We start from the raw sequence: 21,414 nt of genomic DNA on the forward strand, positions 1-21,414 counted from the left end.
CCTCACCACGACAGCGTGTCGGCCGCGACCTTGGCCGTGTTGACGTGCACGTCGACGATGCGCCCGTCGGCCAGCCGCAGCACGCGGTCGGCGATGCCGGCGATCGGCGCGTTGTGCGTGATCACGATCGTCGTCGTGCCGAGCTCGCGGTTGACGCGCTCGATGGCCTGCAGCACGACGATGCCGGTGGCGCAGTCGAGCGCGCCGGTGGGCTCGTCGCACAGCAGCACGTCGGGGCGCTTGGCGATCGCGCGCGCGATCGCGACGCGCTGCTGCTCGCCGCCCGACAGCTGCGAGACGAAGTGGTCGAGCCGCTCGCCGAGCCCGACCAGCCGCAGCGCGTCGGCCGGCTCCATCGGGTCGACGGCGAGGTCGGTGACGAGGGCGACGTTCTCGCGCGCGGTCAGGCTCGGGATCAGGTTGTAGAACTGGAACACGAAGCCCACGTGCTCGCGGCGGTAGCGCGTCAGTTCGGCGTCGTCGGCGTGCGTGAGGTCGTGGTCGCGCCAGCGCGCCACACCGCTGGTCGCGTTGTCCAGACCGCCGAGGATGTTCAGCAGCGTCGACTTGCCGCTGCCCGAGGCGCCGAGCAGCACGACGAACTCGCCGCGGTAGACGTCGAGGTCGACGCCGCGCAGTGCGTGCACCGCGGTCTGGCCCTCGCCGTAGACCTTGGTCAGGCCGCGGGCGACGAAGACGGGCTCGCGCGTCGGGGCGTCGGCCGCGGCCATCACAGCATCAGGTGGATCTCGCGCGTGCCCTCGCCGGGTGAGACGGGGCCGACGGTGAAGCCCAGCGAGCGCGCCAGATCGAGCATGCGCGTGTTCTCGGCGAGCACGGTGGCCACGAGGCGGCGCGTGCCCTGGCTGCGCAGGTAGGCGATCATCTTGTGCATCAGCCGCTCGCCGAGCCCGGCGCCCTTGAGGTCGGAGCGCACGACGATGCCGAACTCGGCGTCGATGTTGTCGGGGTCGGCGATCGCGCGCACGACGCCCAGCGTCTGCTCGCGCCCGTCGGGGCCGGGCGCGGTCGCGACGAAGGCCATCTCGCGCGCGTAGTCGATCTGCGTCAGCCGCGCGAGCTCGCTGCGCTCCATGTGGCGGCGCGTGTAGAACACGCGCATGCGGATGTCTTCGGGCGACAGCTGCTCGAGGAAGGCGCGGTGCTGCTCCTCGTCCTCGGGGCGGATCGGGCGCAGCGTCAGCGTGCCGCCGTTCCACGGCATGGTCTCGACGAGTTCGGCCGGGTAGGGCCGCACCGCGAAGCGCGCCGCGCCGCCGGGCGCGGCGGCGCTGACGCGGATGCGCGCGTCGAGCGCGATGACGCCGCGCTCGTCGGCCAGCAGCGGATTGACGTCGAGCTCGACGACTTCGGCGAGGTCGGCCACCAGCTGCGAGACGCCGACCAGCGCGCGGTGCAGCGCGTCGCGGTCGACCGCCGGCGTGTCGCGAAAGCCCTGCAGCAGCCTGGCCACGCGCGTGCGATCGACGAGGGCGCGCGCGAGCGGCACGTTCAGCGGCGGCAGCGCGATCGCGCGGTCGGCGAGCACCTCGACGGCGGTGCCGCCGGCGCCGAACAGGATCGTCGGGCCGAACACGTCGTCGATGCTGGCGCCCACGATCAGCTCGCGCGCGTGGCCGCGGCGCACCATCGCCTGCACCGTGACGCCGTCGATCGCCGCGTCGGGGCGCAGACGGCGCACGCGCTCGAGCATCGACGCGAGCGCGGCGCGCAGCTCGTCGGCGTTGGCGAGGTTCAGCGCGACGCCGCCGACGTCGCTCTTGTGCGAGATCTGCGCCGAGACGATCTTCAGCGCGACCGGCCAGCCGATCGCGTCGGCCGCGGCGACCACCGCATCGGGGTCGGCGGCCACCGCGCGCGTCTCGACGACGGGGATGCGGTACGCCGCGAGCACGGCCTTGGCCTCGGGTTCGCTCAGCATCTCGCGCCCGGCGGCCAGCGCCTGCGCGATCACGGCGCGCGCGGCGGCGGTGTCGGGCGGGGGTTCGTCGGCGGCGGCGATCGGCGGCGCCTCGATCAGCTGCGCCTGGTGGCGGCGGTACTGCACCAGCATCTGCCACGCGCGCACGGCCTCCTCGGGCGTGTCGTAGCTCGGGATCTGCGCGTCGCGGAAGCACTGCCGCGCCTGCGCCACCGCGGTGTCGCCGAGCCAGCAGCTCAGCAGCCGCGCCGGCTGCCGCTGCGCCAGCGGCAGCAGCGCCGCGGCGATGTCGGCAGCCGGCACGATCGCGGTGGGCGCGTGCAGGAACAGCACCGGGGCACCCGCCGGGTCGTCGAGCAGCGCCTGCAGCGCGTCGACGTAGCGCTGCACCGGTGCGTCGCCGATGATGTCCACCGGGTTGCCGTGCGACCAGTTGGCCGGCAGCGCGGCGTTCAGCCGCTCGAGCGTGGCCGGCGCCAGCGGTGCGAGGCCGAGGCCGAGCTGCGCCGCGGCGTCGGCGGCCATCACGCCGGCGCCGCCGCCGTTGGTCAGGATGTGCAGCCGCGCGAGGTGCTCGTCGGGGTCGGCGGCCAGCACGCGCCCGCGAAAGCGCGCCAGCGTCTCGGCGGCGAGGAACAGCTCGAGCAGCGTGTCCACGCGCAGCATGCCGGCGCGCGAGACGGCGGCGTCGAACACGAGGTCCGATCCGGCGAGCGCGCCGGTGTGCGAGCGCGCGGCGGCCTGCCCGGCGCTTGAGCGCCCGGCCTTGACGAGGATCACCGGCTTGTTGCGCGCCGCCGCGCGCGCGGCGCTCATGAACTTGCGCGGCGCCTGCACCGACTCGACGTACATCAGGATCGCGCGCGTCTTCGGGTCGGTGGCCAGGTAGTCGAGCATGTCGCCGAAGTCGACGTCGGCGCTCTCGCCGAGCGACGCGAAGTGCGAGAAGCCGATGCGCCGTGCGTGCGCCCAGTCGAGCAGCGCCGTCATCAGCGCGCCCGACTGCGAGACGAACGCGATCTCGCCCGGCGCCGCGCCCAGGTGCGCGAAGCTGGCGTTCAGCCCGAGGTGCGGCGACACGAGGCCGATGCAGTTGGGCCCGAGGATGCGCAGCAGGTGCGGGCGCGCGGCGTCGAGCATCGCCTGCTTCTGCGCGGCGTCGAGCCCGGCGGTGATGACGACGGCGGCGCGCGTGCCGCGCGCGCCGAGCTCGGCGATCAGGCCCGGCACGGTGGCCGGCGGCGTGCAGATCACGGCCAGCTCGGGACGGTGCGGCAGGTCGGCCACGCGCGCGGCCACCGGCACGCCGTCGAGCTCGGCGAGCTTCGGGTTGACCGGGTACAGCGTGCCGCGGAACTGGCCGTGCAGGTTGCGCCACACCGTCGCGCCGACGCTGCCGGGACGGTTGGAGGCGCCGATGACGGCCACCGAAGCGGGGTCGAACAGCGAGTCGAGGTTGCGGATGCTCATCGGGAAGGGTCGCGAAGCCAGGGCCGGGCGACGATGGTCGCCGGTGCGTCTTTCATCACCGTGTCGCGGCAGCGTGCCATGGTGCAGTGCATCGACGCGTTCGACTTGACCTCGGTCAAGCCGAGCGGCATTCGGCCTGTGCGGCGCTCGACGCGGGCGCGCGGATTGACGTGGAGCAATCCGCCGCCCGGTGCGCGACGTATGGTTCGCGGCGGTACGGCACCGTCGCGCGGCACCGTGCCGCGAACCGGGAGCCAGCGAAGAACCCGGCGGCGCGCGGGGCGCGCGCTGCGAACGGGCCGGGCATCGACCACGACGCCGACAGGAGACACGCATGAGCCTCGACCCGGGCCGTCTGGACTACCGCACGCGCGCCGCGTCGCCGCGCGACGACGTGCACGCGCACCTGGCGCAGCAGACCTTCGCCGTCGTGCTCGCCGGCGGGCGCGGTTCGCGGCTGATGCAGCTGACCGACTGGCGCGCGAAGCCGGCGGTGCCCTTCGGCGGCAAGCTCAAGATCATCGACTTCGCGCTGTCGAACTGCGTCAACTCGGGCATCCGCCGCGTCGCGGTGCTGACGCAGTACCGTGCGCAGAGCCTGATCCGCCACATCCAGCGCGGCTGGGGCTTCCTCGAGATCAGCCTCGGCGAGTTCGTCGACGTCGTGCCGGCGCAGCAGCAGTCGGGCGAGGGCTGGTACCGCGGCACCGCCGACGCCGTGTTCCAGAACCTCGACCAGATCGCCGAGTCGCGTGCGCGCCACGTGCTCGTGCTCGCCGGCGACCACGTCTACAAGATGGACTACGCGCTGATGGTCGCCGAGCACGTCGCGCGCGGCGCGTCCGTGAGCGTGGCCTGCATCGAGGTGCCGTGCGCCGAGGCCAGCAGCTACGGTGTGATGAGCGTCGACGCCGACGGGCGCGTCACCGCGTTCGCCGAGAAGCCGAAGCAGCCGCAGCCGCTGCCGCAGCGGCCGACGCACGCACTGGCGAGCATGGGCATCTACCTGTTCGACGCCGAGCTGCTCGCGCGCGAGCTCGCGCGCGATGCGCGCGACGCGGCCTCGAGCCACGATTTCGGCCACGACGTGATCCCGCGGCTGGTCGAGCGCGGCCTCGTGCACGCGCACCGCTTCGAGCGCAGCTGCGTCAACATGGTCGGCGGGCGGCCGTACTGGCGCGACGTCGGCACCGTCGACGCCTACTACGAGGCCAACATGGACCTCACGCACGTCGTGCCCGAGCTGAACCTGTACGACGACGCGTGGCCGATCCTCAGCCGCCAGTCGCAGCTGCCGGCGGCCAAGTTCGTGTTCGACGACGACGGGCGCCGCGGCGTGGCGATCGACTCGCTCGTCGACAGCGGCTGCATCGTCAGCGGCGCGACGGTGCGCCGCTCGATCCTGTTCTCGAAGGTGCGCGTCGGCGAGCACAGCGTGATCGAGGACTCGCTGCTGCTGCCCAACGCCGTCGTCGGCCGCGGCGTGCGGCTCGCGCGCTGCATCGTCGACAAGCACTGCCGTCTGCCCGACGGCTTCGCGGCCGGCTTCGACGCCGACGCCGACCGGGAGCGGTTCCACGTCACGCCGCGCGGTGTCACACTGGTCACCCCCGAGATGCTCGGCCAGACCGTCCACTCGCGGTTCTGACCGCGCCGCCCCCCGTTCCCGAGGAGACCCGCTGCGATGAAGATCCTGCTGCCCGTCGACGGCACCCCCACCGCGCTCGAGGCGGTGCACCACGCGTTGAGCCTGGTGCGCGCCGGCCTGAAGGCGAGCTTCGTGCTGGCCAACGTGCAGGACACGCCGACGCTGTACGAGATCGTCACCGCGCACGACCCCGAGGTCATCGACGAGGTGCGCCGCGGCGCCGCGGCCGACCTCGTCGCGCCGGCGGCGGCGCTGCTCGACGGCGCCGGCGTCGACTACGAGGTCGAGGTCGCCACCGGCGAGCCCGCGCCGATGCTGATCGAGATCGCCGAGCGGCTGGCGTGCGATGCGATCGTGATCGGCGCCGAGCGGCGCAGCGGCCTGGCCAGCGTGCTGATCGGCTCGGTGTCGCAGTCGCTGATCCACGACAGCCCGGTGCCGGTGACCGTCGTGCACCGGCGCGAGGAAGGCGAGGAAGGCGAGGCCGAGGAGGGCGGCGAGCCCGACCAAGGCGCCGACTGACCGCCGCGTGCGGCGAGGCAGGCAAGACGCGGTGACGCGGTGAAGCGGTGATGGCGGCGGCGTGGCACCCGGCGCCGGTGTTCGACCCGCTGGCGGCGTCGCGCGCCGCGTTCGACGTGCTGGCCGACGGCGCCGGCTCGCGCGAGGCGCTGGCGCGGCGCCAGCACGAGCGGCTGCGTGCGCTGCTGGCCGCGGCGCGGCGCGACTCGCGGCTGTACGCCGAGCTGCACCGCGGCGCCGGCGACGACACGCCGCTGGCCGACCTGCCGGTGGTCACCAAGCCCGCGCTGATGGCGCGCTTCGACGACTGGGTCACCGACCCCGCGCTCGCGCTGCCGGCGCTGCGCGCGTTCCTCGCCGACCCGGCGTGCATCGCCGACGCCTTCGCGGGGCGCTACACGGTGTGGGAGAGCTCGGGCAGCAGCGGCGAGCCGGGCGTGTTCGTGCAGGACGCTGGCGCGATGGCCGTCTACGACGCGCTCGAGGCGCTGCGCCGCGCGGTGCGCGCGCAAGGCGGCGCGCTCGACCCGTGGCGCCTCGCGCAGCGCCAGGCGCTCGTCGTGGCCACCGGCGGTCACTTCGCGAGCCAGGTCTCGCTGCAGCGGCTGCGGCGGCTGAACCCGTGGCTCGCGCAGACGCTGCGCAGCTTCTCGATCCTGCAGCCGCTGCCGGCGCTCGTCGCCGAGCTCGAGGCGTGGCAGCCGGCGGTGCTCGCGACCTACCCGACCGCCGCGGCGATGCTCGGCGACGCGGCCGAGCGCGGCGACCTGCGGCTCGCGCTGCACGAGGTCCACACCGGCGGCGAGACGCTCGACGACGCGGCGCGCGCGCGGCTGGCACGCCAGTTCGGCTGCCCGGTGCGCAACCACTACGGCGCCAGCGAGTTCCTCGCGATCGGCTGGGAATGCGCGCACGGCCGCATGCACGTCAACGCCGACTGGGTGATCCTCGAGCCGGTCGACGCGCGCGGGCGCGCGGTGCCGCCGGGGCACCTGTCGCACACGACGCTGCTGACGAATCTCGCCAACCGCGTGCAGCCGCTGATCCGCTACGACCTCGGCGACCAGATCGCGTGGGGGGCCGACGACTGCCCCTGCGGCTCGCCGCTGCCCACGGTGCGCGTGCTCGGGCGCCGCGACGACCCGCTGCAGCTGCGCGCCGACGACGGCAGCCGCGTGACGCTGCTGCCGCTGGCGCTGACGACGGTGCTCGAGGACGACGCCGGCGTGTTCGACTTCCAGCTGCGCCAGCGCGACGCGCGCACGCTGTGCCTGCGCCTGGGCCCCGAAGCCGACCGCGAGCCCGGCGCGCGCGAGCGCTGCCACCGTGCGCTGCGCGCCTACGCGAAGACGCTGGGCCTGTCGCGGCTCGTCATCGTCGACGAGCCGGGCGCGCCGCTCGCGCACGGGCGCAGCGGCAAGGTGCGGCGGGTGGTCGCGGCGAGGTGAGGCCACACGCGATGCGGCGGAGCCGGTACGGTCGGCCGCCGGGGCGCTGGCGGTCGTGCCTTGGCCGCTACCCGTCGGGATCGGGCGGCTCGCGGTAGGCGGCGAACAGGTCGCGCAGCGTCGCGCCGCTGCGGGCCACCGCAGCAGCGGGGCGGGTGAGCGAGCGCTCGAGCTCGAGCAGGTGGCGGCGCATCTCGGCGCCGGCCGCGGGGCCGTCGCGCGCGAGCGCATCGACCATCTCGGCATGACGGTGCGCGACGCACACCGGCCCGCCGCCGACCTTGAAGCGCGCCATCAGCAGCGACGTCGTCGGGATCAGCGCGTCGAGCAGGCGCACGAACACGGGGTTGCCGTGCATGCGCGCCATCGCGCGGTGGAACTCGCCCGACGCGCGCACCGCCTCGGCGGTGTCGCCGCGCGCGTCGGCGTTCGCTTCGGCCTGCACCAGCGCGCGCAGTTCGGCCAGCTGCGCCGGCGTCAGGCGACCGCCCAGGCGTTTGGCGATCTCGCACTCGACGACGCGGCGCGCCTCGAACACGTGCGCCGCCTCGGCGAGCGTCGGCTCGGCCACGCGTGCGCCGCGGTGGTGCTGCAGCGCGACGACCTGGTCCTGCGCCAGGCGCTGCAGCGCCTGGCGCACGACGGTGCGCGAGACGCCGAACGCCGCGGCGAGCTCCTCCTCGCGCAGCCACTCGCCGGGCGCCAGCCGGCGCTCGACGACGGCGTGGTAGATGCCCCGGTAGACGCGCTCGGTGGCCGTATCGACAGGCGCGGCCGCGGCCGCCTTGGGCCGCGTCCTCATCGTTGCAGAATCCCTGCAACCGCGGCCGCACGCGCCGCTGCCCCATCGATTCGGCGAGCACGTTCATGGACCTTTCGATGCCCATCCCTTCCGCCGCGCCGAGCGCGTCGCTGGCGATCGACGGCCAACGCCTGTGGCAGCGGCTGATGGCGCTCGCACGCATCGGCGCCACGCCCAAGGGCGGTGTGTGCCGGCTGGCGCTGACCGACCTCGACCGTCAGGGCCGCGAGCTGTTCATGCGCTGGGCGTGCGAGCTCGGCTGCACCGTGCGCGTCGACGCGATCGGCAACCTGTTCGCGCGCCGTGCCGGCGTCGACGACACGCTGCCGGCGGTGGCCACCGGCAGCCACATCGACACGCAGCCCACCGGTGGCAAGTTCGACGGCAACTACGGCGTGCTCGCCGGCCTCGAGGTGCTCGCGACGCTGAACGACGCGGGCATCCGCACGCGCGCGCCGCTCGAGGTGTGCGTGTGGACCAACGAGGAAGGCTCGCGCTTCGTGCCGGTGATGATGGGCTCGGGCGTCTACGCCGGCGCGTTCAGCCTCGAGCACGCGCTCGCGGCCACCGACCGCGACGGCGTCAGCGTGCGCGACGCGCTGCGTGCGATCGGCCACGCCGGCGACGCGCCGGCCGCAGTGGCCGACGGCGCGCCGCGCTTTGGCGCCTACTTCGAGGCGCACATCGAGCAGGGCCCGGTGCTCGAGAACGCCGGCGTGACGATCGGCGCCGTCACCGGCGCGCTCGGCCAGCGCTGGTACGACGTGACCGTGACCGGCATGGAAGCGCACGCCGGGCCGACGCCGATGCCGCTGCGGCGCGACGCGCTGCTCGTGGCCGCCGGGCTCGTGCAGCGCGTCCACGCGATCGCGCTGGCCGAGCAGCCGCACGGGCGCGGCACCGTCGGCTGCCTCGACGTGTTCCCGAACTCGCGCAACGTGATTCCCGGCCGCGTGCGGCTGACGGTGGACTTCCGCCACGCCGACGACGCCGGCCTCGCGCGGATGGACGCGGCACTGCGCGACGCGGCACGTGAAGCAGCGCGGGGCGGCATCACGGTCGACGTGAACCCCGTGGTCGATTTCCCGCCGCAGCCGTTCGACGCCGAACTCGTCGAGTGGGTGCGCCAGGGCGCGCGGCGCGCCGGCCTGTCGTGCATCGACGTCGTCAGCGGTGCGGGGCATGACGCGGTCTACGTCGCGCGCACGGCGCCCACGGCGATGATCTTCGTGCCGTGCAAGGACGGCATCTCGCACAACGAGATCGAGGACGCCAAGCCCGAGCACCTGGCCGCCGGCGCGAACGTGCTGCTGCACGCGATGCTCGCGCGCGCCGGCGTCGCGTGAGCCCGACGACGCTGCGCGCGAGGCCGATCGCGGCCGACGCGTTCGCGCCCTACGGCTGGGTCGTCGACCCGACGGCGCAGGCGCCCGGCGCGCCGATCAACGCGGGCACCAGCGAGCGCCTCGACGGCTTCGGCGCGCTCGCGCTGACGGCCGACGGCGGCGCGCCGTGCCTGGCGGTGTTCCGCGCGCGGGCGCAGCCGGCGCAGGGGCCGTGGCAGGTGCTCGAACGCCACCGCCTCGGCACACAGACCTTCGTGCCGCTGGGCGGGGCACGGTGCCTCGTCGTCGTCGCGCTCGGTGCCGACGCGCCCGACCCGGCGACGCTGGCGGCGTTCGTCGTCGGCGGCCGCCAGGCGTTCAAGCTGCACGCGGGGACCTGGCATCACGGCCTGATCGCGCTCGACGACGGCGACTTCGTCGTCGTCGAACGCCGCGCGGCGACCGAGGACTGCGAGGTCGTCCACCTGCCGGCCCCGGTGCGCGTGCAGTGGCCCTGACGCCGCGCGCTCAGGTCGCCGCGGCGATGCGCTCGGCCAGCCGCACGAGGCTGCGGTCGCTGCCGGCCGGGCCGAGCAGCGACAGCCCCAGCGGCGCGCCCAGCCGCGTGGCCAGCGGCAGCGACAGCTGCGGCAAGCCGGCGAGCCCCGAGATGCACAGCATGCGGATCGCGCGGTTGCGGTAGTCCTCGAGCGCCGACTCCGGCTCGCTCGCCAGCGGCGCGACGTCGGGCATCGTGGGCAGCAGCAGCACGCCGTCGCGGCCGAGCAGGTCGTCCAGGTGCGCGCGCAGGCGGCGGCGGAACGCGACCGCGGCGGCGTACTGCGCGTCGGTGACCGTCTTGGACCACGCGAAGCGCTGCGCCACACCCGGCCCGAGCGGCGGCTGGTGGCGCTCGATGAAGCCGCCGTCGACGGCCCACGCCTCGTGTCCCTGCAGGTGGCGGAAGTGCCAGTACATCGCGTCGAAGCTCTCGACGACGACCGACGCCGGCGCGGCGGCACCGAGCACGGCCTCGACGCGGGCGCGCGCCGGCGTGAAGGCCTCGCGCACCTCGGGTGCCAGCAGGTCGTCCCAGACCTCACGTACGGCAAACAGGCGCACGCGCTCGGGCAGCGGCGACGCGTCGTCGCCGAGCAGCACGTCGGCCACGCGCGCGAACGTGGGGACGTCGCGCGTGAACCAGCCGCAGGTGTCGAGGCTCGGCGCGAGGTCCAGGCAACCGTCGAGACTGACGCGGCCGTGCGTCGGGCGCAGGCCCACGAGGCCGCAGTGGCTCGCCGGTGCGCGCACCGAGCCGCCGGTGTCGGTGCCGAGCGCGAAGTCGCACAGCCGGTTCGACACCGCCGCGGCCGACCCCGACGACGAGCCGCCGCTGATGCGCTCGGGCGCGGCGCCGTTGACCGGCGAGCCGAAGTGCGCGTTCTGCCCGTTCATCGAGAACGCGAGTTCGTCGGTGACCGTCTTGCCGACGAACCGCGCGCCGGCGTCGAGCAGGCGCTGCACCGTCGGCGCGGTGCGCGTCTTGAGGCCCGACAGCGCGAGCATCAAGGGCTGCCCGCCGCTGGTGGGGTAGCCCGCGACGTCGAACAGGTCCTTGACCCCGAACGAGAGTCCGGCGAGCGGACCCGTGCCGGCGTGCGGCACCGGCGCGTCGGGGTAGGGCATGAAGGCGCGGGCGGTGTCGTGGACGATGGGCATCGGCTCAGGCAGTGAGGGTGGAGTTGGCGGTGTCGGCGGTGCGCAGGCAGCGCGCGAGGTGGTCGGGCGCGAGGCGCACGACGTCGGGCCGCACGGTGCGGCAGCGCTCGTCGGCCAGCGCGCAGCGTTCGGCGAAGGCGCAGCCCGGCGGCAGCGCCGACAGGTCCGGCGGCGCGCCGGGAATCGTCGCCAGCCGCCCGCCCTTGGCCATCGTGCCGTGCGCGCGGCTCTTGAGCAGCGCGACGGTGTACGGGTGGCGCGGCGCACGGATCAGCACGCGCGCCGGCCCCTCCTCGACGATGCGCCCGGCGTACATCACGGCGATGCGGTCGGCCACTTCGACGGCGGCGCCGATGTCGTGCGTGACGAAGATCACCGCGAGCCCGAGCTCGCGCTGCAGCTCGCGCAGCAGCAGCAGCACCTGGATCTGCACGGTCGCATCGAGCGCGGTCGTCGGCTCGTCGGCGAGCAGCAGCTGCGGCCGGCAGGCGAGCGCGAGCGCGATCATCGCGCGCTGGCGCATGCCGCCGCTCATCTCGTGCGGGTAGGCGTCGAGCCGCCGCGCGGGGCTCGGGATCTGCACCCGTTCGAACAGCTCGAGCGCCCGCGCGCGCGCCTGCGACGCGCTCACCGGCTCATGGCGGCGGATCGCCTCGACGATCTGTGCGCCCACCGTGTAGACGGGGTCGAGCGCGAGCAGCGGCTCCTGGAAGATCATCGACGCGACCTTGCCGCGGTAGTCGGCGAGCGCGCCGTTCGACAGCTTCAGCACGTCGTGCCCGCCCACGAGGATCTGCCCGCCCATCTGCGTGCGCCGCGGCGGGTGCAGCCGCAGCAGCGAGCGCAGCGTGACGCTCTTGCCCGAGCCGGACTCGCCGATCAGCGCGACGACTTCGCCGCGGCGCACCTGCAGGTCGACGCCGCCCACCGCCTGCACCGGCTTGCGCCCGCCGGTGAACGTCACGGTGAGGTTGCGGATGTCGACGAACGGCGCGTCGGCCGTGGCGGTGGACGTGTTCATGCGGCGACCTTGTGCGGCGGTGCCGCCTCGGGGTGGCCGCTGCCGGGCTCGTGCATCAGGCAGGCCACGGTGTGCGCGCCGCCGCCGAGCGTCGGTTCGCGCTGCGCGCACACGGCGTGGGCGTTGGGGCAGCGGGTGTGGAAGCGGCAGCCGGGCGGCGGGTTGATCGGGTTCGGCGGATCGCCCGCGAGCGGCGGGCGCTCGGTGCGGCGGTCGGGGTCCATCGACGGGATCGAACTGAGCAGCGCGCGCGTGTACGGATGCTTCGGCGCCTTGAACAGCACCTCGCTGGCGCCGATCTCGGCCACGCGGCCGAGGTACATCACCATCACGCGGTCGCTCATGTACTCGACGACGTTGAGGTCGTGGCTGATGAAGACGTAGGTCAGCCCGAACTCGTCCTTCAGGTCGAGCAGCAGGTTCAGCACCTGCGCCTCGACCGACTTGTCCAGCGCCGACACCGCCTCGTCGAGCAGGATCAGCCGCGGCTCGAGCGCGAGCGCGCGCGCGATGTTGACGCGCTGGCGCTGCCCGCCCGAGAGCTCGTGCGGGTAGCGCTCGGCGAAGCGCCGCGGCTCGAGGCCCACGCGCGCGAGCAGGCTGCGCGCACGCTCGACGGCCTCGCGCTGCGGCACGCCGTGCACCTGCGGCGCGAAGGCGATCGAGTCCTCGATCGTCAGCCGCGGGTTCAGCGACGCGTAGCTGTCCTGGAACACCATCTGCGCCTGGCGGCGGAACTGCTTGAGGCTCAGGTCGCGGCTGCCGACGGTGGCGCCGTCGAACACGATCTCGCCGCGGTCGGGCTCGATCAGGTGCATCAGCAGCCGCGCCGTCGTGCTCTTGCCGCAGCCCGATTCGCCGACGACGCCGAGCGTCTCGCCCTTGCGCACGGTGAAGCTCACGCCGTCGACGGCGCGCACGACGCCGCCGCCGCGGCCGAACACGTCCTTCTTCAGCGGGAAGTGCTTGACGAGGTCGCGCACTTCGAGCAGCGGCTGCGCCGGGCCGCCCAGATCGTCGTGCCGCGTCGTCACTGCTTGATCTCCATCGCCGAGCGCAGCCCGTCGGACAGCAGGTTGAACGCGATCGAGGTCACGAAGATCATCACGCCGGGCAGCGCGGCGATCCACGGCTGCACGTAGATCGCGGTGCGCAGCGTGTTGAGCATCAGCCCCCACTCGGGCTCGGGCGGCTTGACCCCGAGGCCGAGGAAGCTCAGCCCCGAGGCCAGGATCATCGACACCGCGATCAGGCTCGTCGCGTAGACGAAGATCGGCCCGAGCACGTTGCCGAGCACGTGCACGCGCACGATCGTGAACGCGCCCGCGCCCGACGCGCGCGCAGCCTCGACGAAGTCGCGGCTGCGGATCTGCGTTGTCACGCTTTCGGCCACGCGTGCGATCGGCGGGATGAAGACGATCGTCAGCGAAATGAGCGAATTCGTGATGCCTGCGCCGAGCGCGCCCGACAGCGCGATCGCGAGCAGCACCGACGGGAAGGCATAGAACACGTCGACGGTGCGCATGATCAGCGTGTTCGTCGCCCCGCCGGCGTAGCCGGCGACGATGCCGATGACCGAGCCGAGCACGAAGGCGCACACGACGGGCGTGATGCCCATGAACAGGCTCAGCCGCGCGCCCACCATCAGGCGCGACAGCATGTCGCGCCCGAGCTCGTCGGTGCCCAGCGGATGGCCCTCGAAGCCGATCGGCTTCAGGCGCTTGAGCATCGACGACTGGTACGGATCGGCCGGCGCGAGCCACGGCCCGAAGATCGCCAGGCCGAGCAGCAGCAGGATGACGAGCGCCGCGCCGACGGCGACCGGGTCGCGCAGGAAGCGCCTGCCCACCGTCTGCCAGTACCCCGGCGAGCGCTCGAAGGCGACGGCAGGCACCTTGCGGGTGTCGACGGCGACGTTGAGCATGGGGCGGTCCGTTCAGGCGCGCGCGATGCGCGGGTCGAGCAGCGTCTGCACGACGTCGACGACGAGGTTGAGGACGACGAAGAACGTCGCGAGCACGAGGATCGTGCCCTGCAGCAGCGGCAGGTCGCGCTGGAAGATCGCGCTGTTGAGCAGGAAGCCGGTGCCGGGCCACGAGAACACGGTCTCGATCAGGATCGAGCCACCGAGCAGGTAGCCCAGCTGCAGGCCCATCACGGCGAGCGCGGTCGGCGCCGCGTTCTTGACGACGTGCCAGAAGATGCCGAAGTCGGTCAGCCCCTTGGCGCGCAGGCCGACGATGAACTCCTGCGCGAGGATCTCGGCCACCAGCGCGCGCACGGTGCGCGCGACGATGCCCATCGGGATCACGCTCATCGTCACCGCCGGCAGGATCATGTGCCGCAGGTGCTCCCAGTCCCAGACCCAGTCGGCCGAGCTGCCGGGCCCCGCGCCGCTGGGCGGCAGCCAGTTCAGCTGCACCGCGAACACGATCACGAGCACCATGCCGAGCCAGTAGTGCGGCACGCTGACGCCGAGCACCGAGGTCAGCGACGCCGCCTTGTCGACCCAAGAGTTCTGGAAGTAGCCCGCGACGAAGCCGAACACGCTGCCCAGCGCGAAGCCGATCAGCGTCGCGAGCACCGCCAGCCGCAGCGTGTTGCCCACCGCCTTGGTCACCTCCTCGGTCACGGGGCGGCCGGTGGCGATCGAGGTGCCGAGGTCGCCGTGCAGCGCGCGCCAGACCCAGCTCGCGAACTGCTCGGGGTACGAGCGGTCGAAGCCGTAGAGCGTGCGCAGCTGGTTCTGCAGCTCGGCCGAGGCGTCGGGCGGCAGGATCGACACCAGCGGGTCGCCGGGCGACAGGTGCACGAGCGCGAAGCACACCAGCGCCACGCCGAGCATGATCGGCAGCGTGTAGAGCAGGCGGCGCAGCAGGAACGCGATCATCGGCGCTCAACCGGGCTTGCGGGGGCGGTGCGCCAGGCGGCGCACCGCGTGGCGGCCTTCACTCGATCGTCATCGGTGCGATGTCGATGAACCAGCTGCGCGGCTGCACGACGTTCCTGACCTTCGGGCTCATCGCGCGCGGGCCGACGTCGTGCGCGATCCACACGAACGGCGCCTCCTCGACGATGCGCGCGTGCAGCTTGGCGAGCGCTGCGTCGCGCTGCTTGTCGTCGAACGCGGTGCGGGCGTCGGCGATCAGCTTGTCGAACTCGGCGTTGCCGAAATACCCCCAGTTGTTCGACACCGGCGGGAAGGTCTTCGTGCTCACGAAGCGCACCATCGCGAAGAACGGGTCCATCGCCGCGAAACTGACGTTGATCGCGTTGGCGCCGTTGGCCGACGGGTCCTTCGCGCCCTTGCGCCAGTTCGTGAACAGCGTGTTCCACTCGATGACGTCGAACTCGACGTCGAAGTAGCACTGCTTGAGCGACTGCTGCACGAACTCGTTCATCGGCAGCGGCTGCATCTGCCCCGAGCCCGACGCGGAGATCTGCACCTTGACCTTCAGCGGCTTGGCCGCCGAGAAGCCGGCCTCCTGCATCAGCTTCTGCGCCGCGGGCACGTCGTAGCGGATGTCGAACTTCGGGTTGCCCCACCACGGGTGACCGGGCGGCACCGTGCCCTTGGGCACCGCCATCATGCCGCCGAGCAGCTTGAGCAGCCCGGTGCGGTCGACGCACAGGTTGGCCGCGTGGCGCACGCGCTTGTCGAGCCACGGCGAGCCCTCGACGAAAGAGAGCTGCCATGGCCACACGTGCGGCTGCTGGTTGAAATACAGCTTGAAGCCGCGGCTCTGGATCTGCGCGAGCGCATCGGGCGCGGGCGCCTCGATCCAGTCGACCTGGCCCGACAGCAGCGCGGCGGTGCGCGCATTCGCCTCGGGCATCGGCAGCAGCACGACGCGGTCGATCTTGGGCGTGCGCTTGGGGTCCCAGTAGGCCTTGTTCGCGACGAGTTCGAGCCGCTCGCGCGGCACGAAGCGCGCCATGCGAAACGGCCCGGTGCCGCTGGCGTCGGCGGCGAAGGCGGTCCATGCCGCCTTGGCCTTGTCGGCCGGCGTCGCGCCCGGTGCGGCGTCGAACTTCTTCTGCCAGTGCGCGGGGCTGGCCATGAAGAGGTTCGTCAGGTTCAGCGGCAGGAACGAGTCGGGCTCGCTCGTCGTCAGTTCGACCGTCAGGTCGTCGATCTTGCGGGCACTGCGCAGCGTCGGCATGCGCGACGCCGTGACGCCGACCTGGCTGGCGTCGAAGTGCACGGCGTCCTTGTCGAGCACCTTGCGCACGTTCCAGACCACGGCGTCGGCGTTGAAGTCGGAGCCGTCGTGGAATTTCACGCCCGGGCGCAGCTTGAACACCCACTTCGTCTTGTCCTTGGGGTCGACCTGCCACGACAGCGCCAGCCCGGGGATCAGCACGCTCGGCGCGTCGGCCTTCGACAGGTCCCAGTGCGTCAGCGCGTCGTACATCGGGATGCCGGTGAAGCGGTTGCCCTCGAAGCCCTGGTCGGGCTGGCCGAGCGTGCGCGGGATGTCGGCGGCGGTCATCGCGATGCGCAGGACTTTCTCCTGCGCGGCGGCGGGCGCGGCGGCGGCGAGGGCGAGCGCGGCCGCGACGCACAGCGCCGCAAAGGCGCCGCGCTGCGGCAGGGGGGCGAAACGTGTCATCTCGACTCCTGTGGTGGAAGGAACGAAGCTTGCGACCCCGGGCGTGGGCGTCGCGGCGAACCGATGCTGCGGCCACCCGGGCGGCACGCGGCGTGCTTGAACACTTGTATGCAATCGATGTGCCATCGCTGGGGACTCGAGCTGCACCGTTGCAGGGCAGGCGGCCGCCGCCCGCCTGTGCTTTTGTATGCAAAATGCACCACGAGGATGCCATAGCGCCCCATGAAGATCCTGCTCGTGAACCCGAATACCTCGGCGCCGATGACGGCCTCGATCGCCACCGCGGCGCGCGAGGTGGCGGCGGCGGGCACCGAGATCGTGCCGGTGCAGCCGAGCTTCGGGCCGCTGTCGATCGAGGGTCACTACGACGAGGCGTTCGCCGCTGCCGGCGTCGCCGAGCAGGTGCGGCTTGCGGCGGCGTGGCGGCCGGACGCGGTCGTCGTCGCGTGTTTCGGCGACCCGGGCCTCGACGCCGCGCGTGAGGTCGTCGAGGCGCCCGTGCTGGGCATCGCCGAGGCGGCGTTCCACGCCGCGTCGTTCCTCGCCACCGGCTTCTCGGTCGTGACGACGATGACGCGCACCTGCGTCATCGCCGAGCGGCTCGTGCAGCGCTACGGCTTCGAGCGCCAGTGCCGCGGCATCCACGGCACCGACATCCCGGTGCTCGAGCTCGAGCACTGCGCGCCGGCCACCGTCGATGCGATCGAGCGCGCCGCGGCGGCGGCGCTCGAGCGCGACGGCAGCGGTGCGGTCGTGCTGGGCTGCGCCGGCATGGCGCCCCTGTGCCGCGCGCTCGAGACGCGCCTCGGCGTGCCGGTGGTCGACGGCGTCGCTGCGGCGGTCAAGTTCGCCGAGGGGCTTGCCGCGCTCGGGTTGCGCACCTCCAAGCGCGGCGACTACGCCGCGCCGCTGCCGAAGCGCTACACCGGCTGGGCGGCTGCGCTGGGCGACTCGCCGTCATCTGGCAGCGAGTGAGCACGCGGGCGGCAAGCGCCAGCGTCGCAGGCGCGTCGACGCACCGCCCGTGCGCCACGACGCGACGATGAGCGCCGTGCCGGCGCGCGTGGCAGGGCAGGACTGAGGACAACCTGCGGCGTCGCGCGCGGCAGCCCCGGTTGCGATGCCGCGCAGGGCCGTGTGCCGGCCCCGTTGCAAAGGCGGCGGCGCGCAGCCGGCTAAACGTCAAATCTGCAACGGACTCTGCCGCAGTCTCGCCTCGTGCAGCGCGTGCAGCGTGATCTTGCGCACCTCGGCCTTGCTTTGCTCGATGTGGCTCTTCAAGAGCAGTTGCGCCTGGTCGGTCTTGCGCTGCATCACCGCGCGCAGGATCTTCGCGTGTTCCTGGTACGTCGCGTCGATGCGATCGGCTCGCGTGAAGTCGAGCCGGCGCACGATGCGGATGCGCTCGGTCACATCGTGGTGCACGCGCGCGATCTCGGTGTTGCCGGCCGCCTCCACCAGCGTGGCGTGGAAGCGCTCGTCGAGCTCGCCCACGGCACGCGCGTCGGCCAGACGCTCGCTCGCCGGCACGAGCCAAACCGCCTTCAGCGCATCGAGCGCGGGCGGGTCGTCCTCGCGGTGCGCGAGCTTGGCCAGCGAAGCGCTCTCGAGCACGATGCGCAAGTCGTACAACATGTCCAATCGCGCGAAGTCGATCGGCTTGACGAACCAGCCGCTCTTGGCCTCGACGTCGAAGAACCCCTCGTTGCGCAGCCGGAACAGCGCCTCGCGCACCGGCGTGCGGCTGACGCCGAGGCGCTCGCTGAGTTCGGCTTCGTGCACCCGGTCACCGGGCACGAGGCGGAAATCGTGCAGTTCCGCCTTCAGCGCGGCATAGACCTGGTCTGCCAGGTTCGCGCGCGGGGCGGCTGCTCGGTGCAAGGAGGAGCGGGGCGCGGACATCAGTGGCCCATGATGCCTCACGGACGACCTCACGCCGCGAAATGGCAGGCGACGAGCCGCTGCCGCGCGCCCGCAGGCGCGGCGAGGGGCAACAGCCGCGGCATCTCCCGCCGGCAGCGGTCTTGCGCCTGCGGACAGCGGCTCGCGAAGCGGCACACCTGCGGTGGCGGGTCGATCGGGCTGCTCACCTCGCCGGCCAGCCGGATGCGAGGTCCCTGGCCCGGGATCGCGCTGACCAGGGCGCGCGTGTAGGGGTGCCGGGGCGCGCGAAAGATCGCCTCCGACGGCCCCTGCTCGACGATGCGGCCGAGGTACATCACGGCCACGCGCTCGGTCAGCAGGCGCACGACGTTCAGGTCGTGCGACACGAACAGGTACGACAGCCCCAGCTCGCGTCGCAGCCGCTCGAGCAGCTGCAGCACGACGGCCTGCACCGAGACGTCGAGCGCCGCCGTCGGCTCGTCGAGGATCAGCAGGCGAGGCCGCACCGCGAGCGCGCGAGCGATGCCCACGCGCGCCTTCTGTCCACCCGACAACTGGTGCGCAAAGCGATCGAGCAGCTCCGTGGGCAATCCGACCTGGGCAGCGACCTCGTCGACGCGCGCGTCGACGTCCCTGCGGCGCAGGCCGGCCAGCAGCCGAAGCGGCTCGGCGATCGTCTCGCGCGCGGTGTAGCGGGGGTTCAGGCTGTCGGTCGGGTCCTGGAACACCATCTGGATGGCGGGTCGCTTCGGGTGCCTGGCGAAGCGCGCGGCGGGGATCGCTGCGAGGTCTTCGCCGTCGAACACGATGCGCCCTTCGCTCGGGTCGAGCAGTCGCGCCAGCAGGCGCACGAGCGTGCTCTTGCCGCAGCCCGACTCGCCGACGAGGCCGACACTCTCGCCGGCGCCGACCTCGAGGTCGACGTCGTCGACGGCGAGGAGTTGCGCGCCGCGCCGTGCGTCCACCTTGAAGCGCTTGCCCAGGCGCTCGGCGCGCAGCAGCGGTGCGCCGGCCGGGGCCGCGGCATCGAGCGGCGCAGCGGCGAGCGTCTCAGTCATCGAGCACCTCGGCATCGGCAGGGGTCGTTGCCGCGACGGCCGCCATCGACGGTGCGTGCGGCGGCAGCGGGTGCCAGCAGGCCACGGCGTGGACAGCGCCGGTGCCGGGGCAGGGATCGGCCAGCGGCGGGCGTTCGCTGTGACAGCGCGCGTCGGCGCGTTCGCAGCGTTCGGCGAAGCGGCACGCCGGCAGGTCGCGGCGCCGCAGGTCGGGGAGGTTGCCGGGCACGGGCGCCAGCGTGGCGATCGTGCTGCGCTGCCCGGGCGTGCTGCCGATCAGCCGCGCGGTGTAAGGGTGCCGGGCAGCGGTGAACAGCGAGCGCGTCGGTGCGCTCTCGACGGCTTGACCGGCGTGCATCACGACGATGCGGTCGCAGTGGTCGGCCGCCAGCGCCAGGTCGTGCGTGATGAAGAGGGTGGCCATCTGCCGTTCGCGCGCGAGCTCGGTGATCAGGTCCATCACCGCGGCCTGCGTCGTCACGTCCAGACCGGTGGTCGGCTCGTCGGCGATCAGCAGGCTGGGCCGGCACGCCAGCGCGAGGGCGATCATCACGCGTTGGCACATGCCGCCCGACAGCTCGAAGGGGTAGGCGTGCCAGCGCCGCTGCGGGTCGGCGATCGCCACCTCGCGCAGCGCCTGCACCGAGCGTTCGCGCAGGCTCGTGGTCAGGTCTGGCCCGCGCGCGGCGGCGTGCCGGCGCAGCACGTCCTCGATCTGCAGGCCCACGGGCCGGATCGGGTTGAGCGCCGTGCGCGGGCTCTGGAAGATCATCGAGATCTCGCGTCCGCGCAGGTCGGCCAGCGTGCGCTCGTCGGCGCGCAGCAGGTCCAGCCCGCCGAAGGTCGCGGTGCCGCCGGTGACACGTGCCGCACGGTCGCTGATGCCCAGCATCGCGTAGCACAGCACGCTTTTGCCCGACCCGCTCTCGCCGACGAGGCCGACGACCTCACCCCGGCGCACCTGGAGGTCGACGCCCTCGAGCGCGCGCACGGTGCCGCTGCGGGTGCGGAACTCGAGGCCCAGGCCGCGCACGTCGAGCAGGGGGGGCTGAATGGCGTCCATCGTCAGGTCCTTCTGCGCGGGTCGAAGATGTCGCGCAGCGCGTCGCCGAGCAGGTTGAAGGTGAACACCGCCAGCATCAGCACGAGGCCCGGGAAGAGGCTGACCCACCACTCGCCGCTGACGATGAACTGCGCGCCCTCGGCGACCAGGATGCCCCACTCGGGCTCGGGCGGGCGCACACCCAGGCCGATGAAGCTCAGGCCGGCGGCATTCAGGATCGCCCAGCCCATGTTCAGGCTGACCTGCACCATCGCCGGCGGCAGCGTGTTCGGGAACACGTGGCGCACGAGGATGCGCGCCTCGCGGTTGCCGGCCAGCCGCGCTGCCTCGACCCAGCCGGCGCTGCGGCGCACGTTGGCCTCGGCGCGCGCGACGCGGATGTAAAAAGGCAGGTTGATGACGGCGGTGGCGAGGATGATGTTGCCCACCGTGTTGCCCAGCGCAGCGACGATGCCCATCGCGAGCACGAACAGCGGGAAGGCCATGATCGTGTCGGCGAGGCGCGAGACGATGCGGTCCCACCAGCCGCCGAAGAAGCCGGCCGCCAGGCCCAACGGCATGCCGATCGCGAAGCTCATCAGCACGGCGGTGAAGGCGATGCCGAGGTCCAGCCGCGTGGCGACGACGACGCGCGAGAAGATGTCGCGCCCGAGCGCGTCGGTGCCGAACCAGTGCTGCGCCGACGGCGGCTGCAGCGCGCTGCCGGCGTTGCTCGCCAGCGGGTCGTGCGGCACGACGTAGGGCCCGACGAGCGCGACGAGCACGAAGGCGCAGAACATGGCCGCCGCGATCAGCGTCACCGGGTTGTCCGACAGCACGTGGCGCACGTGGCCGATGCTGCCGCCGGTGGCGCGGGGGTCCGCGGCGGTGGTGACGCCAGCAGCAGGGGTGGCGTTCAT

19 protein-coding genes are annotated in these 21,414 nt (G+C 73.1%); 6 read left to right on the plus strand and 13 right to left on the minus strand.

What is annotated here, in order from left to right; all coding sequences use genetic code 11:
- Positions 1-2 precede the first annotated feature (2 nt).
- Positions 3-731, minus strand: coding sequence for an ABC transporter ATP-binding protein (locus MOJ79_RS05435; protein ID WP_241923208.1), 729 nt, complete (start codon positions 729-731; stop codon positions 3-5).
- Positions 731-3,412 (minus strand): bifunctional acetate--CoA ligase family protein/GNAT family N-acetyltransferase, encoded by a 2,682-nt coding sequence (locus tag MOJ79_RS05440; RefSeq protein ID WP_241923209.1) that lies wholly within the window; start codon positions 3,410-3,412, stop codon positions 731-733. Before MOJ79_RS05440 ends, MOJ79_RS05435 begins: the two co-directional genes overlap by 1 nt.
- Positions 3,413-3,746: 334 nt before the next feature.
- Here MOJ79_RS05440 and glgC point away from each other — a divergent pair, with 334 nt between their 5' ends.
- Genes glgC through MOJ79_RS05455 form a run of 3 tightly spaced genes read left to right on the plus strand, consistent with a single transcriptional unit; the run spans position 3,747 to position 7,030 of the window.
- The gene (gene glgC / locus MOJ79_RS05445) at positions 3,747-5,060 is read left to right on the plus strand and encodes a glucose-1-phosphate adenylyltransferase (protein ID WP_241923210.1); all 1,314 of its coding nucleotides are present in this window, start codon (positions 3,747-3,749) and stop codon (positions 5,058-5,060) included.
- 36 nt (positions 5,061-5,096) lie between these two features.
- Positions 5,097-5,582 carry a universal stress protein gene (locus MOJ79_RS05450; RefSeq protein ID WP_241923211.1) on the plus strand — a complete coding sequence of 162 codons (486 nt, stop codon included), beginning with the start codon at positions 5,097-5,099 and terminating at the stop codon, positions 5,580-5,582.
- Between the two features lie 50 nt (positions 5,583-5,632).
- Positions 5,633-7,030, plus strand: coding sequence for a phenylacetate--CoA ligase family protein (locus tag MOJ79_RS05455; protein ID WP_241923212.1), 1,398 nt, complete (start codon positions 5,633-5,635; stop codon positions 7,028-7,030).
- Between the two features lie 67 nt (positions 7,031-7,097).
- Here MOJ79_RS05455 and MOJ79_RS05460 read toward each other — a convergent pair whose 3' ends face one another.
- A complete protein-coding gene (locus tag MOJ79_RS05460) occupies positions 7,098-7,832 on the minus strand; it encodes a GntR family transcriptional regulator (RefSeq protein WP_241923213.1) in 735 nt (244 codons plus the stop codon).
- Between the two features lie 65 nt (positions 7,833-7,897).
- Between MOJ79_RS05460 and MOJ79_RS05465 the strand changes: the two genes are divergently transcribed.
- Both MOJ79_RS05465 and MOJ79_RS05470 read left to right on the plus strand, forming a co-directional pair.
- Entirely contained in the window at positions 7,898-9,178 is a 1,281-nt protein-coding gene (locus MOJ79_RS05465; RefSeq protein ID WP_336606312.1) for a Zn-dependent hydrolase, read from the plus strand.
- Positions 9,175-9,675, plus strand: a complete 501-nt coding sequence (locus MOJ79_RS05470; protein ID WP_241923215.1) for an ureidoglycolate lyase — start codon at positions 9,175-9,177, stop codon at positions 9,673-9,675. Before MOJ79_RS05465 ends, MOJ79_RS05470 begins: the two co-directional genes overlap by 4 nt.
- A gap of 10 nt (positions 9,676-9,685) precedes the next feature.
- Here MOJ79_RS05470 and MOJ79_RS05475 read toward each other — a convergent pair whose 3' ends face one another.
- Genes MOJ79_RS05475 through MOJ79_RS05500 form a run of 6 tightly spaced genes read right to left on the minus strand, consistent with a single transcriptional unit; the run spans position 9,686 to position 16,510 of the window.
- Positions 9,686-10,876 carry an amidase gene (locus MOJ79_RS05475; protein WP_241923216.1) on the minus strand — a complete coding sequence of 397 codons (1,191 nt, stop codon included), beginning with the start codon at positions 10,874-10,876 and terminating at the stop codon, positions 9,686-9,688.
- 4 nt (positions 10,877-10,880) lie between these two features.
- A complete protein-coding gene (locus tag MOJ79_RS05480) occupies positions 10,881-11,897 on the minus strand; it encodes an ABC transporter ATP-binding protein (RefSeq protein WP_241923217.1) in 1,017 nt (338 codons plus the stop codon).
- The gene (locus MOJ79_RS05485) at positions 11,894-12,931 is read right to left on the minus strand and encodes an ABC transporter ATP-binding protein (protein ID WP_241923218.1); all 1,038 of its coding nucleotides are present in this window, start codon (positions 12,929-12,931) and stop codon (positions 11,894-11,896) included. Before MOJ79_RS05485 ends, MOJ79_RS05480 begins: the two co-directional genes overlap by 4 nt.
- Positions 12,928-13,821, minus strand: coding sequence for an ABC transporter permease (locus MOJ79_RS05490; protein WP_241923219.1), 894 nt, complete (start codon positions 13,819-13,821; stop codon positions 12,928-12,930). Before MOJ79_RS05490 ends, MOJ79_RS05485 begins: the two co-directional genes overlap by 4 nt.
- A gap of 12 nt (positions 13,822-13,833) precedes the next feature.
- Complete coding sequence (locus tag MOJ79_RS05495; protein ID WP_241923220.1) at positions 13,834-14,787, minus strand: ABC transporter permease; 954 nt, start codon at positions 14,785-14,787, stop codon at positions 13,834-13,836.
- A gap of 58 nt (positions 14,788-14,845) precedes the next feature.
- Positions 14,846-16,510 carry an ABC transporter substrate-binding protein gene (locus tag MOJ79_RS05500; RefSeq protein ID WP_442863098.1) on the minus strand — a complete coding sequence of 555 codons (1,665 nt, stop codon included), beginning with the start codon at positions 16,508-16,510 and terminating at the stop codon, positions 14,846-14,848.
- Between the two features lie 222 nt (positions 16,511-16,732).
- Between MOJ79_RS05500 and MOJ79_RS05505 the strand changes: the two genes are divergently transcribed.
- Entirely contained in the window at positions 16,733-17,485 is a 753-nt protein-coding gene (locus MOJ79_RS05505) for an aspartate/glutamate racemase family protein (protein ID WP_241923221.1), read from the plus strand.
- 207 nt (positions 17,486-17,692) lie between these two features.
- On the opposite strand, the gene MOJ79_RS05510 is transcribed toward MOJ79_RS05505, so the two are convergent.
- From MOJ79_RS05510 to MOJ79_RS05525, 4 genes are read right to left on the minus strand one after another with little or no spacing between them, the layout of a single operon-like run.
- Entirely contained in the window at positions 17,693-18,412 is a 720-nt protein-coding gene (locus MOJ79_RS05510) for a GntR family transcriptional regulator (protein ID WP_241923222.1), read from the minus strand.
- Between the two features lie 29 nt (positions 18,413-18,441).
- The gene (locus MOJ79_RS05515) at positions 18,442-19,452 is read right to left on the minus strand and encodes an oligopeptide/dipeptide ABC transporter ATP-binding protein (protein ID WP_241923223.1); all 1,011 of its coding nucleotides are present in this window, start codon (positions 19,450-19,452) and stop codon (positions 18,442-18,444) included.
- Complete coding sequence (locus tag MOJ79_RS05520) at positions 19,445-20,515, minus strand: ABC transporter ATP-binding protein (RefSeq protein ID WP_241923224.1); 1,071 nt, start codon at positions 20,513-20,515, stop codon at positions 19,445-19,447. Before MOJ79_RS05520 ends, MOJ79_RS05515 begins: the two co-directional genes overlap by 8 nt.
- Before the next feature lie 2 nt (positions 20,516-20,517).
- Positions 20,518-21,414 carry an ABC transporter permease gene (locus tag MOJ79_RS05525; protein WP_241923225.1) on the minus strand — a complete coding sequence of 299 codons (897 nt, stop codon included), beginning with the start codon at positions 21,412-21,414 and terminating at the stop codon, positions 20,518-20,520.

The organism is Calidifontimicrobium sp. SYSU G02091, assembly GCF_022631395.1.
Lineage (GTDB): Bacteria > Pseudomonadota > Gammaproteobacteria > Burkholderiales > Burkholderiaceae_C > Calidifontimicrobium > Calidifontimicrobium sediminis.